Annotated in this window: 12 protein-coding genes; 3 read left to right on the plus strand and 9 right to left on the minus strand. The window is 72.3% G+C overall.

The window, feature by feature from the left end; translation table 11 throughout:
- Positions 1–43: 43 nt before the first annotated feature.
- The 6 genes from treZ to H4696_RS20305 form a co-directional block, all read right to left on the minus strand.
- On the minus strand, positions 44–1,756 hold the full coding sequence (treZ, locus tag H4696_RS20280) for a malto-oligosyltrehalose trehalohydrolase (protein ID WP_086857771.1): 1,713 nt from the start codon (positions 1,754–1,756) through the stop codon (positions 44–46).
- Entirely contained in the window at positions 1,753–4,017 is a 2,265-nt protein-coding gene (gene treY, locus H4696_RS20285) for a malto-oligosyltrehalose synthase (RefSeq protein ID WP_086857772.1), read from the minus strand. The genes treZ and treY overlap by 4 nt, the downstream gene beginning before the upstream one ends.
- Complete coding sequence (gene glgX / locus H4696_RS20290) at positions 4,014–6,140, minus strand: glycogen debranching protein GlgX (RefSeq protein WP_086857773.1); 2,127 nt, start codon at positions 6,138–6,140, stop codon at positions 4,014–4,016. Before glgX ends, treY begins: the two co-directional genes overlap by 4 nt.
- Positions 6,141–6,216: 76 nt before the next feature.
- Positions 6,217–8,169, minus strand: coding sequence for a 4-alpha-glucanotransferase (gene malQ / locus H4696_RS20295; protein ID WP_338078692.1), 1,953 nt, complete (start codon positions 8,167–8,169; stop codon positions 6,217–6,219).
- A gap of 157 nt (positions 8,170–8,326) precedes the next feature.
- The gene (locus tag H4696_RS20300) at positions 8,327–8,527 is read right to left on the minus strand and encodes a hypothetical protein (RefSeq protein WP_086857774.1); all 201 of its coding nucleotides are present in this window, start codon (positions 8,525–8,527) and stop codon (positions 8,327–8,329) included.
- Complete coding sequence (locus H4696_RS20305) at positions 8,524–9,099, minus strand: hypothetical protein (protein ID WP_086857775.1); 576 nt, start codon at positions 9,097–9,099, stop codon at positions 8,524–8,526. Before H4696_RS20305 ends, H4696_RS20300 begins: the two co-directional genes overlap by 4 nt.
- Before the next feature lie 109 nt (positions 9,100–9,208).
- On the opposite strand from H4696_RS20305, the gene H4696_RS20310 reads away from it, so the two are divergent.
- The 3 genes from H4696_RS20310 to H4696_RS20320 are packed head-to-tail and all read left to right on the plus strand — an operon-like array spanning position 9,209 to position 12,527.
- Positions 9,209–10,378: a sensor histidine kinase gene (locus tag H4696_RS20310; RefSeq protein WP_192782435.1), complete on the plus strand. Its 1,170-nt coding sequence runs from the start codon at positions 9,209–9,211 to the stop codon at positions 10,376–10,378.
- Positions 10,375–11,043, plus strand: coding sequence for a response regulator (locus H4696_RS20315; protein ID WP_086865395.1), 669 nt, complete (start codon positions 10,375–10,377; stop codon positions 11,041–11,043). The genes H4696_RS20310 and H4696_RS20315 overlap by 4 nt, the downstream gene beginning before the upstream one ends.
- 41 nt (positions 11,044–11,084) lie before the next feature.
- A complete protein-coding gene (locus H4696_RS20320; RefSeq protein ID WP_086865398.1) occupies positions 11,085–12,527 on the plus strand; it encodes an amino acid permease in 1,443 nt (480 codons plus the stop codon).
- Here H4696_RS20320 and H4696_RS20325 read toward each other — a convergent pair.
- The 3 genes from H4696_RS20325 to H4696_RS20335 all read right to left on the minus strand — a co-directional run bounded on the left by H4696_RS20325 (position 12,505) and on the right by H4696_RS20335 (position 16,056).
- On the minus strand, positions 12,505–13,287 hold the full coding sequence (locus tag H4696_RS20325; RefSeq protein ID WP_086865394.1) for a DUF6885 family protein: 783 nt from the start codon (positions 13,285–13,287) through the stop codon (positions 12,505–12,507). The two genes, H4696_RS20320 and H4696_RS20325, sit on opposite strands and share 23 nt — an antisense overlap.
- Before the next feature lie 49 nt (positions 13,288–13,336).
- Positions 13,337–14,680, minus strand: a complete 1,344-nt coding sequence (locus H4696_RS20330) for a type I glutamate--ammonia ligase (protein ID WP_192782437.1) — start codon at positions 14,678–14,680, stop codon at positions 13,337–13,339.
- Positions 14,681–15,249: 569 nt separating this feature from the next.
- Complete coding sequence (locus H4696_RS20335; RefSeq protein ID WP_420831506.1) at positions 15,250–16,056, minus strand: EamA family transporter; 807 nt, start codon at positions 16,054–16,056, stop codon at positions 15,250–15,252.
- Positions 16,057–16,242 lie beyond the last annotated feature (186 nt).

A 16,242-nucleotide genomic window follows, 5' to 3' on the forward strand; every position in this document is an offset into this window, starting at 1 on the left:
TCGTCCCAGATACCGGCCGTTTCGCGCGCTCTGTGCGGTGCGGTTATCGGGTTTCGACCAGAACGAAACCGTCCGGCGGCAGCTGGGCGGCCCCGCCGTCGACCTCGGCCCCGCCCCAGGCGAGCAGGGCCGCGGTCGCCCCGAGCGGCAGCGTGACCGGCCCCGGGCCGAAGTTGACCGCCAGCCGCAGCGTGCCGCGGTGCAGCACGAGCCAGGACCCGTCCGGCGAGCTGTCGATCCGCAGGCCGTCGACCCGCGGGTCGGCCAGCTCGGGCCGTTCGCGGCGCAGCCGGATCAACGCGCGGTACAGCTCCAGCACCTCGCGGTGACCGGGCGTGTCCGCCTCCGACCAGTCGAGCCGCGATCGGTCCACCGTGGCCGGGTCCATCGGGTCCGGTACGTCCGATTCGCCCCAGCCGTGCCGGGAGAACTCGCGACGGCGGCCCGTGCGGACGGCCTCGGCCAGCTCGGGGTCCGGGAAGGACGCGAAGAACTGCCACGGCGTGCTCGCCGCCCACTCCTCCCCCATGAACACCATCGGCGTGAACGGCGAGCAGAACAGGATCGCCGCGCCGCAGCCCAGCCGGCCCGGCGAAACGGTCGCCGACAGCCGGTCGCCGGTCGCGCGGTTGCCGATCTGGTCGTGGTTCTGCAGGTAGCCGAGGAAGCGGTGCCCGGGCACGGTCCGCGTGTCGACCGGACGGCCGTGGGTCCGCTCCCGGAAGGACGACCAGGTGCCCGCGTGGAAGAACACCTCGCGCAGGACCCGCTCGAGCGCGTCCGGCGCGGCGAAGTCGGTGTAGTACCCGCTCGTCTCGCCGGTCAGCTTGACGTGCAGCGCGTGGTGGAAGTCGTCCGACCACTGGGCGTGCAGGCCGTACCCGCCGCGCTCGCGGGGCGTGACGAGCCGCGGGTCGTTGAGGTCGGACTCGGCGATCAGCGTCAGCGGCCGGTTCAGCGCCGCGGACAGCGCGTCGACCTCGGTGGCGAGCTGTTCGAGGAGGTGGACGGCCCGCCGGTCCAGGAGCGCGTGGACGGCGTCCAGGCGCAGCGCGTCGACGTGGAAGTCGCGGAACCAGCTCAGCGCGTTGTCGACGACGTACCGGCGGACCTCGTCGGATCCGGCACCGTCGAGGTTGAGGCCGGGCCCCCAGTCGTTCTGGCCGGCGAAGTACGGGCCGAACCGGTCGAGGTAGGCGCCGGAGGGCCCGAGGTGGTTGTAGACGACGTCGAGCACGACCGCCAGGCCGCGCGCGTGGGCCGCGTCGACGAACCGCTTGAGCCCGTCCGGGCCGCCGTAGGGCTCGTGGACCGCGCCCCAGAGGACGCCGTCGTAGCCCCAGCCGGCGGTGCCGTCGAAGGAGTTCACCGGCAGCAGCTCGACGTGCGTGATCCCGAGGTCGACGAGGTGGTCGAGCCGGTCGATCGCGGCGTCGAAGGTGCCGCCCTCGGTGAAGGTGCCGAGGTGCAGCTCGTAGACGACGGCGCCGGGCAGCTGACGGCCGTGCCAGGCGTCGTCGGTCCACTCGAACTCGCCGTGGTCGTAGACCCGCGACGCGCGGTGGACGCCGTGCGGCTGCCACCGGGACCGCGGGTCGGGCAGCGGCTTCTCGTCGTCGTCGAGCAGGAAGGCGTAGTTGATGCCGTCGGCGTCGGCGTGCCACCAGCCGCCCTCGCCCGCGGTCATCTCGTGCACCTCGGCGTCGACGGACACCCGGACCCGCTCGGCGGCCGGGGCCCACAGGCTGAACCTCATGCGTCTCCTCGCACCAGCAACGCGACGGGGTAGCGGTCGAACAGGCTGGCCACGTCCGGCGTGGCGTCGCGGCCGGTGAGGACGTCCGTCCAGACGCCGTCCGGCAGTGGGAGCACGGTGTCGCGCCAGCCGCCCGCGGCCTCGAGGCCGACCGGCAGCCGGGTGACCGCGACGGCCAGATCGGGACTGCGGGTGTAGGCCAGGCAGTGCTCCGCCGCGACACCCTCGGCGCGCAGCGGCCGGTAGCCGCGGAACAGCGCGGGGTGCTCCTGGCGCAGCTTCAGCGCCTTGTGCACGACCAGCAGCTTCGCCGCGCCGGACGCGTCGATCTCCGGCAGCTCACCCTCGGCGATCCGCGCGAGCAGCTCGCGGCGGGCCGCGTAGTCGACCGGACGGCGGTTGTCCGGGTCGACCAGCGAGAAGTCCCACAGCTCGGTGCCCTGGTAGACGTCCGGGACGCCGGGCGCGGTCAGCTGGACGAGCTTCTGGCCGAGCGAGTTGCTCCAGCCCGGCCCCTCGATCCGCGCGACGAACGCGGCCACGTCGGCATCGTTCACGACGGCGTCGGGCCAAGCGGCGACGGCGGCCTCGAAAGCCTCGTCGTGGTCGGTCCAGCTGGTCCGGAGCTTGGCCTCCTTGGCCGCCTTGTCGAGGTAGTCCCGCAGCCGGGCCGGCTCGATCGGCCAGGTGGACACGAGTGTCTGCCAGGCGAGCAGGTTGAGCGACGGCTCGTCGATCCCGTGCTTCGCGGTCCACCGCCGGACCGCTTCGGCGAACTCGCCGGGCAGTTCGGCCAGCACGGCCATCCGGGCGCGGGTGTCCTCGGACCGCTTGGTGTCGTGCGTGGTCAGCGTCGTCATCGCGGCCGGGTAGCCGGCTTCGCGCTCGGCGGCCAGCCGGTGGAACTCCTCGACGCCGAGGCCGAAGCGGTCCGGGTTGCCGCCGACCTCGTTGAGCGCGGCGAAGCGGGTGTAGCGGTAGAACGTCGTGTCCTCGGTGCCCTTGGCCACGACCATGCCGGACGTCTGCTGGATCCGGGTGGCCAGCTCGCCGTCCGGCTCGGCGCGGACCTGCGCGTCGAGGGCTTCGAGCGCGGCGGCGAGGTCGGGCCGGGCCTGGCGCGCCCCGGCGATCGCGGCGGCCCAGTGCGCCGCGCCTTCGGGCAGGTAGGAGCGGTAGACCGGGAAGGCGATCATGGTCTCGGCCACCGCCTGCCGCGCCTGCTCGGCGTCGACGTCCCGCAGCAGCGCCGCGATCCGCCGGACCTCGGCGACCAGGATCCGGTCGGTGACCAGGCGCCGGGCCTCGGCCTCGACGCGGTGGTAGCCGGTCTTCACGCCCAGCTCGTTCGCCAGCTCGGTGAAGCCGGGCTCGCCCGCCGGGTCGACGAAGACGCCGGCGATCTCGCGCAGCGCGTCGTAGCCGGTGGTGCCGTCGACCGGCCAGCTCTGCGGCAGCGGCTCGCCCGGGTGCAGGATCTTCTCCGCCACGATCCACGCGCCCGGGGCGTTCTCGCGCAGCCGCCGGAAGTAGCCGCCAGGGTCGGCGAGGCCGTCCGGGTGGTCGACGCGCAGGCCGGTGACGTCGCCGTCGGCGACCCAGCGCAGCACTTCGCCGTGCGTCTCGGCGAACACCGTCGGGTCCTCGACGCGGACGGCGGCCAGGTTCGTGATGTCGAAGAAGCGGCGGTAGTTCAGCTCCGCGTTGCCGCGGCGCCAGCCGATCAGACGGTAGTGCTGCCGTTCGTGGATCTCTTGCGGCGTCCCGCTTTCCGTCCCGGGCGCGATCGGGAAGCGGTGGTCGTAGTAGGCGAGTTCGCCGTCCCGGACCGACAGTTCCGCGACGGCGTCGTCGTCGCCCAGTACCGGCAGCAGGATCGGCCCGCGTGCCCAGTCGACGTCGAAGAAGGCCGCGTACCGCGAGTCGCGGCCGTGCCGGAGCACGTCCCACCAGAACCGGTTCGTCTTCGGGACCTCGACCGACATGTGGTTGGGCACGATGTCGACGACCAGGCCGAGCCCGGCTTCCCGCAGCTTCGCGCTCAGCTCGCGGCGGGCGTCCTCGCCGCCCAGCTCGGGCCGCGCGCGCGTCGGGTCGACGACGTCGTAGCCGTGCGTCGACCCGGGCGTCGCGTCCAGCACCGGCGACGCGTAGAGCGCGCCGACGCCGAGTTCGCGCAGATAGCCGGCGATGCCGGCCGCGTCGGTGAAGGTGAACTCCGGGCGCAGCTGCACCCGGTAGGTCGACTCCGGCACCGTCATTCGGGCTCCGTCTCCGTCCGCTGCAGCACGATCAGGGACCGGGCGGGGAGGGTCAGCTGGCCGCCGCCTTCGATCGGCTCCGCGCCGGCAGGCTCCACCTCGCCGGTCGCGGTGTCGACGACGACGGTCCAGCGCTCGCCGTACCCGTTGCCCGGCAGCTTGGCGTCGATGTCTTCGTAGTGGGCGTTGAAAGCGAGCAGGAACGAGTCGTCCTCGACCTTCATGCCGCGCTGGTCGAGGTCCGGGATCGCCTTGCCGTTGAGGAAGACGACGACGGCCTTGCCGAAGCCGTCGTCCCAGTTCTGCTCGGTCATCTCCTCGCCGGCCGGGGTGAACCAGGCGATGTCGCCGAGCTTGTCGCCCTTGCCGACCGGCCCGCCCTGGAAGAACCGGCGGCGGCGGAACACCGGGTGCCGGTGCCGGAACGCGCCCAGCCCGCCGGTGAACTTGACCAGGTCCGCGTTGTCCTTGGCCAGCTCCCAGTCCATCCAGGACAGTGCGGAGTCCTGGCAGTAGACGTTGTTGTTGCCCTGCTGGGTGCGCCCGAACTCGTCGCCGTGCAGGATCATCGGGACGCCCTGCGAGAGCAGCATCGTGGCCAGCATGTTCCGCTGCTGGCGGGCGCGCAGCGCGAGGACCTCGGGGTCGTCGGTCTCGCCCTCGACCCCGCAGTTCCACGAGCGGTTGTCGTCGGCACCGTCGCGGCCGTCCTCACCGTTGGCCTCGTTGTGCTTTTCGTTGTAGGACACCAGGTCCCGCAGCGTGAAGCCGTCGTGGGCGGTGACGAAGTTGATCGACGCGAACGGGCGGCGGCCATCGTCCTGGTAGAGGTCCGACGAGCCGGTGATCCTGCTCGCGAACTCCCCCAGCGTCGACGGTTCGCCGCGCCAGAAATCGCGGACGGTGTCGCGGAACTGCCCGTTCCACTCCGTCCACAACGGCGGGAAGTTGCCGACCTGGTACCCGCCGGGCCCGACGTCCCACGGCTCGGCGATCAGCTTCACCTGGCTGACGATCGGGTCCTGCTGCACCAGGTCGAAGAACGTGGACAGCCGGTCGACGTCGTAGAACTCGCGCGCCAGCGCCGAAGCGAGGTCGAACCGGAAGCCGTCGACGTGCATCTCGGTCACCCAGTACCGCAGCGAATCCATGATCAGCTGCAGCGTGTGCGGGTTGCGGACGTTGAGGGAGTTCCCGGTGCCGGTGTAGTCCATGTAGTACTCGGGCTCCCCCTCCACCAGCCGGTAGTAGGCCTCGTTGTCGATGCCCCGCATCGACAGCGTCGGCCCGAGGTGGTTTCCCTCGGCGGTGTGGTTGTAAACCACGTCCAGGATGACTTCGATGCCGGCCTCGTGGAAGGCCTTGACCATGCCCTTGAACTCCTGGACCTGCCCGCCCTCGCCGGGCATCGCCGCGTACGCGTCGTGCGGCGCGAAGTACCCGATCGTGTTGTAGCCCCAGTAGTTCGTGAGGCCCTTCTCGGCCAGGCCGTGGTCGGTGACGAACTGGTGCACCGGCAGCAGTTCCACCGCGGTGACGCCGAGTTTCTGCAGGTGCTCCACGACCGCCGGGTGCGCGAGACCGGCGTAGGTGCCCCGCAGCGGCTCGGGCACGAACGGGTGATTCACGGTCATGCCCTTGACGTGCGCCTCGTAGATGACCGTCTCGTTGTACGGCCGCTTCGGCTGGCGGTCGTTGCCCCAGTCGAAGAACGGGCTCGCGACCAGCGAATAGGGCACCCGCCCGGCCGAGTCGTCGTCGTTGCGCTCGTCCGGGTTGTCGAACTGGTAGCCGAACAGCGACTCGTCCCACTTCACGCCGTGCGAGACGGCCTTCGCGTACGGGTCGATGAGCAGCTTGTTCGGGTTGCAGCGCAAGCCGCGCTTCGGGTCGTACGGCCCGTGCACCCGGAACCCGTACCGCTGCCCCGGCCCGACGTTGAGCAGGTAGCCGTGGTGGACGAAGCCGTCCACCTCTTCGAGCGCGTGGCGCGTCTCGTTGCCGTCGGCGTCGAACAGGCACAGTTCGACCTGCTCGGCCACCTCGGAGAACAGGGCGAAGTTCGTCCCGACTCCGTCGTAGGTGGCGCCGAGCGGGTAGGGCGTTCCTGGCCAGGGCCGCACTGGGGTCTCCTCGAGCTTGGGTCGTGCCGGTGTCGTCCGTGTCGACGGACGTGAGTCGTGCGCCGCGAAGAAGCCGTTACCCGGGCAACGGACGGGCCGCCGCCAGCGGTGCGACCGCGGCGCGAACCCCCTTCGCGGTGAAGAAGCCGTCGACGCTGACGGGAAGGCGAATCCGCCAGTTAGGGTACTGGTCGACGGTTCCGGGCAGATTCGGCTGCCGCACCTGGCCCGCGACGTCGGCCGGCGACGTCAGCACGAGCCGCGACGCGGCCCCCGCGAGCAGGGTGTGCAGCGCGACGACCGGGTCGTCGTCCGGAATCCCTTCGCGCGCAACAAGATCCATGAGCGCGGCCCGTTCGGCCGCGGCCGCTTCTTCTTCGGCTTCGACACCGCGGTCCAGCAGCCCCAGCTCAGCGCGCACCCGGACGTGCTCGCTGCGCAGCCAGCCCGGGACCGTCGGCAGGTCGTGCGTGGAGATGCTGGCCATCGCGTCCGGATCCCAGCTCTCCGGCCGCGTGAACGGCTTGCCCGGCGCGTCCCAGTCCCGTTCGAACCACAGGACGGCGGAGCTGAGCATGCCCCGTTCGTGCATGGTTTCGGTGACGACGTCCTCGACGGTCCCCAGGTCCTCCCCCACGACGACCGCGCCCGCCCGGTGCGCCTCGAGCGCGAGCACCCCGACCATCGCCTCGGCGTCGTAGTGCACGTAGGTGCCGCGGTGCGCGGGCTCGCCCGGCGGGATCCACCACAGCCGCCACAGCCCGGCGATGTGGTCGACGCGGATGCCGTCGGCGTACCGGAGGACACCGCGGATGACGTCCCGGAAGGGCGCGTATCCGGCCTCGGCCAGCTTGTCCGGCCGCCACGGCGGCAGGTTCCAGTCCTGCCCCTGCTGGTTGAACGCGTCCGGCGGAGCGCCGACCCGCACCTCGGCGGCGAAGACGTCCCGCACCGCCCAGGTGTCGGCCCCGCCCGGGTGCACGCCGACCGGCAGGTCGTGCACGATCCCGACGGTCATCCCGGCCTCCCGGGCGGCTTGCCGCGCTGTTTCCAGCTGGACCCGGCAGAGGTGCTGCAGCCAGCAGTGGAAGGCGACGCGGTCCCGTAGCTCCTCGCGTGCCTTGCCGACCTCGGCCCCGGCCGGATCCCGCAGGCCTTCCGGCCAGTCCCGCCAGTCGGCGCCGTGCAGTTCGGCGAGCGCGCAGAAGAGCCCGAATTCCCGCAGGTCCCCGTCCTCGGGCACCTCCTCGGCGCGGTGCGGCCACAGCAGTTCGAGCGCTGCCCGCTTCGCCGTCCAGACGGCGTCGTAGTCGATCAGGTCGCCTTCGCGGTCGGGCGCCAACGACTCGACCGCGGCCCGGGTCGCCGCATCGGCCCGCGCGAACGTCTCGGTGGCCGTGACGCGCAGGTAGACGGGATTGGCGAACCGCCGGCTCGCGGGCGAGTACGGCGACCGTTCGACGGGGTGCGCCGGGCTGATCGCCTGCACCGGGTTGACCAGCAGCACCCCCGCGTCCAGCTCACCGGCCGACCGCGCCGCGAAGGTGGCGAGATCGGCGTAGTCACCGATGCCCCACGACCCGGGCGAGTGCAAGGAGTAGAGCTGCAGCATCCACCCCCACGCGGGTTTCACGGCTGGCAGCTTCGCGGGCACGACGGCGAGCACGACGTCCTGTTCGGCGGTCACCACCCGGTGCCACCCGAGCGGCAGGTCGCCGGGCAGCTCCCCGGTCACCCGGCGGCGTGTCCCGTCCTCCAGCACGACCTCGGCCTCCCCGGGCAGCGCCCTGGTGGCGCCCTCCTCGACCACGATCGTCGGCGGCAGCCCGGTGGTGCTTCCTGCCCTGTCGAGGGCTTCGGCGATGGCATCGGCACTGGTTGCGTCGACCCCGAACTGCCCGAGAACGGCGACGACGACTTCGTCGTCCACCTCGACCCAAACCTGGTCGGCGTTCTCGTACCGGGTGGCGACGCCATACCGGTCGGCAAGCTCCTGCAGGGCACGGCGGGCGGGGATCTCATCGGGCACGGCCCCAGCATTCCGGTGCCCGGCCGTTCCCGCCATCCACACGGTCCGACGTCACCCCGGCGGCCGGTGTGCCCGGGCTGGGCGGTGCGGGAACCAGCTCCCTCCGCCGCGCTGCCCTCCGCTTGTCTCGCCTTCCGGCCCGCACTCGCCAATCCCCTCACCTCCGTCCCTTCCTCGCCCGGATCGCGAACAACACCACCGCCCCACCGAGAACCATCACCACGCTCGTCACCACGTGCAGCGAAGGCGGCAGCAGGTGCAGCTGGACGAACCAGCTCGGCGACCGCGCCCCGAGCAGCCGGTTCAGCAACCCGCCCACCCCCTGCACCACCAGCAGGATGCCCAGCAGCTCGATCACGACCGCACCTCCTCGCGCTTCCCGAACAGCTCCTCCCAGACCGGACCGGTGACCAGCCAGATCACCGTCACCGTGCCGAGCCGCGGGAACCACGACCACAGCGGGGCGACCTGCTCCGGGGTGCCGATCGCGAAGATCGCCGCCAGCAGCGCCACCGCCGCGAGCCCGCAGGCCAGCAGGCACTTGAAGAACTCGCGCCACTCGTGGCGCCGCTTCTCCCGCCCTCGCCGCTTCGGCGGTGGTGCCGGCCCGCCGGCGAAGCGGTGCGCGAAGCGCTCGTCGGCCCAGCGGACCATGGCCGGCCCGAACACGACACTGAACCCCAGATACACCGCCGCGAGGCCGTGGGTGAAGTTCGCCTTCGCCCCGCCGGCCAGGTCGACGACCGTCGCCACCAGCACGACCACGTCGATCAGCGGCACCATCGCCAGCAGCACCGCCGACGCCCGGCGCGCCCGCAGCACGTACCGCACGGCCAGCCCGGCCACGATGAACACCCAGAACCCGATCTCGCCCGCCGCGATCACGACCGCCATCGGGTTCTCCGCGAAGAACTCCCCAATTCCGTCCACCCCTCCACGCTCTCCCACCCGGCGGCTCCGGCGCGTCGTCGGAAGTGAGGACCGGGCGTCATCACTTCGTAGGACGCGGACCGGCCACGCGATGTGCTGGGATGATCACATGCAGTTCCCTCGCCTCAACTCGCTGCCGGTGTGGCAGCAGGACGCACTGATCGCCCTCACCGCGTGGGCGATCGGCTCCGGCGTGTACGTGGCCGGCATCCACCGGCTGCTGGCGGGGTACGACCACGCTCCCCTGTGGGTGCGGCTCGTGGAGCTGACCGCGCTGTGCGGCCTGGAGCTGCTGCGCCGGTGGGTGCCCGGCGCACTGCTCCTGGCGACGGCGGTGCTCGCGGTGGACATCTGGCTCGGCCCGTCGCTGCCGGTGCTGATCGTCTACACCGACTTCCTGTACGCGGCGACGCTGTACGGCTCCCGGCGCACGAGCCGGGTGATGATCGGCGTCGCCGCGCTGTCGGTGGTGGGCACGCTCGCCGCGGTGCTGCTGCTCGCGCAGCAGTGGCGCCTGGCCGTGCTGGCCGCGGTGAGCGTGCTGCCGTTCGTCGTGACGCCGGTGTGGTGGGCCGCGAACGTCCGGCAGCAGCGGGACATCGCCGAGACCGAGCGGGCCAACGCGGCGCAGCTGGCGAAGATCGCGGAGCTGGACAGGCGGGCGGCGATCGCGGCCGAGCGCCAGCTGATGGCGCGTGACCTGCACGACGTGATCGCCGGCCACCTCTCGGCCATCGCGATCCAGTCGGAAGCGGCGCTCTCGCTGCCGGACCCGCAGCTGGCGCGGGCGGTGCTGGAGTCGGTACGGGAAAACAGTGTGAGCGCCCTGGAGGAAATGCGCGCGATGATCGGGTTGCTCAAAGCCGACAACGGATACTCGGAAGCGACCGCGCCCGCCCGGCTGGCGGAACTGGCCAAGCTGGTCGAGTCGGCGCGGGCGAGCGGTCTGGAGGTCAACGTGGGGTCCACTGTGGACGCCGCGATGCCGCTTCCGGCGGCGGTCGACCTGACCGCGTACCGGATCGCGCAGGAGGCGCTGACCAACGCGGTCAAGCACGCCCCGGGCGGGAAGGTCGACGTCGACGTCTGCTATTTCGACGGCGTCCTCGCGGTCGAGGTCCGCAACGACGTCCACCACCCGCAAGACGGCGACAGCGCCGGAACCGGCCTGCTGAACATGCGCGAACGAGCCGACGCCGTGGGCGGCAAGCTCACCGCCGGCCCGGCGGGCGAAGGCTGGCTGGTCCGCGCGGAATTGCCGGTGAGCGATCCCCGATGACCGTCACCGTCCTCATCGCCGACGACCACGACGCCGTCCGGTTCGGCCTCAGCACCATCCTCAGCCACGCCGAGGGCATCGAAGTCGTCGGTGAAGCCGCCGACGGCGCCTCCGCCGTGCGGCAGGCCCGCGCCCTCCGCCCCGACGTCACGCTGATGGACGTGCAGATGCCGGGCACCGACGGCATCAGCGCCACCCGCCAGCTGGTCGCCGAAGGGCTCACACAGGTCCTCGTGCTCACCACGTTCGACCTCGACGAATACGTCGACGGCGCACTGCAGGCGGGTGCCGCCGGGTTCCTGCTCAAGTCCGTCGCGGCGCCGCGGCTGATCGAGGCCGTGAAGCTCGTCGCGGCCGGCGAAGGCGTGCTCGCCCCGCAGATCACCCGGCGGCTGATCTCCGTGTTCGCCGCGTCCACCCGGGGCCCGGCACCGGCGCCCGACGGCCTCTGCACCCTCACCGACCGCGAACGCGAGGTCCTCGCTTGCCTCGGCGCGGGCCTGTCCAACTACCAGATCGGCACCCGGCTGTACATCGGCGAGACCACGGTCAAGACGCACGTCTCACGCGTATTGGGCAAGCTGGGCCTGCACTCCCGCGTGCACGCGGCGATCCTCGCGCAGGAAAACGGGCTGACGATCGCCGATCTGCGGAAACCCCCGTGACCTTCTAACTTCTCCTCATGGGTGTGCGGAGAACGCTGAACGTGGACGAGGTCCTGGCCCGCCAGGACTCCGGTGAGCTCAAGCGGCGACTGCGCGGGCGCGACCTGGTCGGGTTCGGCGTCGGGATCATCATCGGCACCGGCATCTTCACCCTCGCGGGCGTCGAGGCGAAGACGCACGCCGGGCCCGCCGTGACGCTGTCGTTCGTGCTCGGCGCGGTCGTCGCCGGGCTCGCGGCGCTGTGCTACGCCGAGCTCGCCTCCAGCGTCCCGACGGCGGGAAGCGCTTACACCTATGCCTTCGCCACCCTCGGGGAGGTGTTCGCCTGGATCATCGGCTGGGACCTGCTGCTGGAGTTCGCGCTCGGCGCCGCCGTGGTGTCGCGAGGCTGGTCGGGGTACCTGGCGAACCTGCTCGGGCTGTCGCCGCAGTGGTTCGGCGAAGACGCGAAGGTCAACATCGGCGCGGTGCTCATCATCGCCGTGCTGACCGTCGTCGCCGTGCTGGGCATCAAGGAGTCGGCCTGGCTGACCAACCTGCTGGTGTGCGTGAAGGTCGCGGTCTGCGTGCTGGTGCTCGCGGTCGGCCTGTTCTTCGTCAAGGGCGCCAACCTGACGCCGTTCATCCCGACGGCCCAGGCCCCCGAGTCCGGGACGACGGTGCTCGAACAACCTATCGTCCAGGCCGCGCTGGGGCTAGAACAGTCGGTGTACGGCATCGCGGGCATGATCACCGCGGCCGCGGTGGTGTTCTTCGCCTACACCGGTTTCGAAGCCCTCGCGAACCTCGGCGAGGAGACGCTGAACCCGCGCAAGGACCTCCGGGTCGGCATCCTCGGCGCGCTCGGCGTGTGCGCGCTGCTCTACATCGGCGTGTCGATCGTGCTGACCGGCATGATCCCGTTCACCGACATCGACACGGGTGCGCCGCTGGCGGACGCGTTCGACCAGGTCGGCCAGCACTGGGTCGGCGCGCTGATCTCGCTCGGCGCGGTGACCGGCCTGACGTCGGTGATGATGGTCGAGCTGGTGACGATCGGGCGGATCGGCTTCGCGATGGGCCGCGACGGCCTGCTGCCGAAGGCGCTCGGCACGGCGCACCCGCGCTGGGGCACCCCGCACCGGATGACGATCGGCGGCGCGGCGCTGATCGCCGTGCTGGCCGCGTTCATCCCGATCTCCGAGCTGGCCGACATGGTGAGCATCGGCGCGCTGTCGGCGATGATCATCGTGGCGGTGGCGGTCCCGGTGCTGCGACGCCGCCGTCCCGACCTGGACCGGCCGTTCACCGTGCCGTTCTCGCCGGTGGTCCCGATCCTGGCAGCGCTGGCGTGCCTGTACCTGATGCTCAACCTCAACGTGCTGACGTGGATCCGGTTCGCCGTGTGGCTGGCGATCGGCCTGGTGATCTACTTCGCCTACGGCAGGCGGCACTCCCGCTTCGCCACCACCGAAGTCACGGTCAGTCCCAGGAAGACGGACTGAGCCCGGCGACCCGAGCTGCTTCGCGAACGACGCCAGCCTGGTCGGCGTCGACGACCACGAGGACGCCGAGCCCGGTCAGCGCCGCCGTCACCCATTCGACCGGCTGGTCGTGGATCCCGTTGTCGCCCAACGACGCGTAAGTGTCCACAACGGACAGCAGGGTGCCTTCGGCGCCGATGCGGATCCCCGCCAGGAGCACGAAGTGGCCGCCGGGCGGGCGCCAGCGGGACGTCCAGAGGGGCGGGACGCCGGTGTCGAGGTAGTCGAGCAGCGCGCGTTCCGGGGTGTCGTGGGCGCCGAGCTCGGCGCCGTCGATCCGGGCGATCACCGCGACGCGCGGGACGTCCCACAGCCCGACCAGCAGGTCGAAGAGCGACTCGGTGGTCCACGTCCCCGTCACCGGCACCGCCACGAGGGCGCCGCGCGACAGCGAGCCGACGGCCGACGCCAGCCCCGAAACCCGCGTCCCGGCGGCGGCCGGGTCGTCGACGACCGGCAGCGGCAACCGGAACCCGGCCCGGCCCACCTCACCCGACGGGCGCACGGCCGGGCCGCGGACCGTGCCCGCGGCCGCGGCGACGGCGTCCTGGTCGGGCACGTCGAGCCCGGCCGCCCGCAGCGCCGCGAGGCCGCAGAACGCCGCGGCCAGGCCGTCCTTCTGGGGCAGCTCCGCCTGGGCCACCGCGGCCAGGCGGGCCCCGCCCGGCAGCCAGCGCACCCCGGACAGGTCGAGCTGCCCGCCGTCGATCCCCGAAGACATCGGTCCCCTCAGTGGCTTCCCGGATTCCGTAGCGCCATCATCCCAGCCTTCAATAACGCCACAGGTGCGCGGCGACGATCTCGTCGGCCGCGCGCTCGGCCGCCCACGCCGCGTCGGACGCCCGGACGGCGCGGAAGGCGCCCAGCAGGTCGTCGCCGAGCACGCCGGCGATCCGCGGCGTGGCGAGCAGGGCGGCGTCCTGTTCGGCGGTGTCGGCCGGCAGCCGGCGCACCCCGCGCGTCTCCCGCTCCCCCGCCGTCCAGCTGCCCGGGTCCTCGGCGATCGGCTCGGGCAACGCGAGCTCGTCCTCGATGCCCGCCATCCCGGCGGCCAGCACGACCGCCAGCGCGAGGTACGGGTTGGCGGAGGCGTCCGACGTCTTGAGCTCGACGTTCGCGTGGCCGGCGCCCAGCAGCGGCGAGCCGGGGACGTACCGCAGCGGCGCTTCCCGGTTTTCGACGCCCCAGAACGCGTACGCGCCCGCGAAGTAGCCGGGCCGCAGCCGCAGCGTGGACGGGACGCTCGGCGCGGTGATCGCCGTCAGCGCCGGCAGGTCGCGCAGCAGCCCGGCGAGGTAACCGGCACCGTCGCCGGTGAGGTCGTCGAGGAGGTTCCGCCCCTTGCGGTGGACGGAGGTGTGCAGGTGCCAGCCGTTCCCGGCCGAACCGAGCCCGACGAGCGGCGCGAAGCTGACGACGAGCCCGTGCGCGTGCGCGGCGGCGTGGATGGTCTGCCGGGCCAGCAACTGGTCATCGGCGGCGGCCACCGGATCGGTGGCCGCCAGCGACAGCTCGACCTGCGCGACGCCGTACTCGGCGTGCAGCTGCCCGATCCGCAGCCCGTTGGCGCCGAAGTCGTGCAGGAGCGCGGCGACGAAGCCGTCGAGTCGGACCAGGGCGTGCGGGCTGTAGGCGGGCCCCGGGTGCCCGGGCGTGGTCACGATGTCGGCGCTGCCCGCGGGAGCGACGGCGAATTCGAGCTCGTACCCGGCCCGGAACTCGAGCCCCCGCCGCGCCCCCTCGGCGACCTGCGCTTCGAGTACCGCCCGCTGGCAGTAGGGCCACGGCTCCCCGTCCCGCGTGAGCTGCCGCACGGGCGCCCAGGCGAGCGCGGGCTGCCCCGCGAGCCGCCGCAGCCGCTCGACGACGGGCACGAGCCGGATGTCCCCGGACGGCGTGGCGAGCCCGGCGTGGCCGTAGGTGATGGCGTCATGACTGTCGAAAACTGCGAAGAGCGAAGTGGCCCCGACCCCGCGAACGGCGGCATCGGCGAGCCCGGCGACGGGAACGATCCGCGAGCGCGGGATGCCGTTGTTGTCCGCCCAGGCGAGGTGCACACCCCCGACCCCGGCGGCGGCGAGGTCCTTCGCCGCCGCGGACGCCGCCTTGGTCATGGCACACCCGCTTCCTCCGGCCCCGGACAGCCCCCACCCGTCCCAGGGGGGCGAGCCCCGCTCCAGCGTATCGGGCCGGTCCGACGATAAGGCCGGGAAAGGAGGGTGCGGAGGCGGATTGTCCACATCACGGGCGGGCTGTGGACAACCCGGCGGGCGCGGTCTGGCTGAGGGCGCCGCGGGCCACTTTGAGCAGCCTGGCGGCTCCGGTGCGGCCAAGACACCGCTAGCCGCCGACCGGCGGCTTTGCCGCCGCTGACCTGGCGCGGACATGCGGCGGTTTGCCTTCATCGGCGAGCCGCAGGCGTACGGCGATTGCGGTCGTCGGCGAGCAGCAGACATGCGGCGATTGCCATCACCGGCCCGCTGCGGGCGTCGGCCCGGCAGACCGCCGCGCCTCGGCCGACACCTCCGCCACACCAGACCGCCCGCAGCCCGGCTTTCGCCAACCAGCACGAGCCTCGGCGCAGCCGCGTACCCAAGCCGGCCCACTCGGAGCCTCAGCCCACCGCCCTCAGCCGCCCAAAGCCTCACCCCGGCGGCTCCACCACGGCCAACCACCCCCAACCTCACCCCGGCGGCTCCACCCCCGCCGCCCGGCCCGCACCTTCCCAGCTCCGCAACGCCACCCCCGCCACCACCGCCAGCGTCCCCAGTGCCTCCGGCACCGTCGGCACCTGCCCCAGCAGCAGGAACCCCATCACCCCGGCCGTCACCGGCAGCAACGCCAACAACACCGCGAACCGGGCCTGGCCCAGCCTCCGCAACACCACCTGGTCCAGCGCGTACGGCACCACCGTCGACAGCACCCCGACACCCACCCCCAGCAGCAGCATCCGGGGCGAGGACCACAGCTCCCCCGTCCCCAGCGCCAACGGCGACAACACCACCGTCGCCGCCGCGAAGCCGATGGCCAGGCTGTCGATTCCGTCGCCGTCGACCGCCACTCGCTTGCCCAACAGGATGTAGGCCGCCCACGCGGCCGCCGCGGCCAGGGCGAAGGCCACGCCCAGGAAGGAGCCGGCGATGCGGACGTCCGCGATCGCCACCACGCCGCCGACCACCAGGACCAACGCCAGCACGTCCCGCAGCGTCCGCGAGCCCAGGGCCGCGACGAGGACCGGGCCCGCGAACTCCAGTGCCACCGCCGTGCCGAGCGGGAGCCTCGCGATCGCCTCGTAGAAGAGCACGTTCATGCCCGCCGTCACCACGCCGAAGACGATCGCCAGCACCAGCCTGCGGCCTCGCCACGCGGCTCGGGAGGGGCGGCGCCAGGCCAGCAGCACCACCGCCGCGCCGAGGCAGCGGAGCCACGCCACGCCCGCCGGGGTCGCGTGGCCGAAAAGGTCGACCGCCACCGCCGCTCCGGCGTACATCGAAATTCCGCTGAGAACGAACAAGAGCGGGGCGGGGACCGCGGAAAGCCGTCGGCGGGTTGTCACCGTACTCACGACCCCATGGTGCCTGACCACGGAAAACGTAACTCTCCGGGTATTCGTCTCCGGCATTGCGGGATCCGGCTACGACATCCGGGGTAAATCGACGTGACTCAGGTCCCACCG

It is taken from the genome of Amycolatopsis lexingtonensis, assembly GCF_014873755.1.
In the GTDB taxonomy this organism is placed as follows: Bacteria; Actinomycetota; Actinomycetes; order Mycobacteriales; family Pseudonocardiaceae; genus Amycolatopsis; species Amycolatopsis lexingtonensis.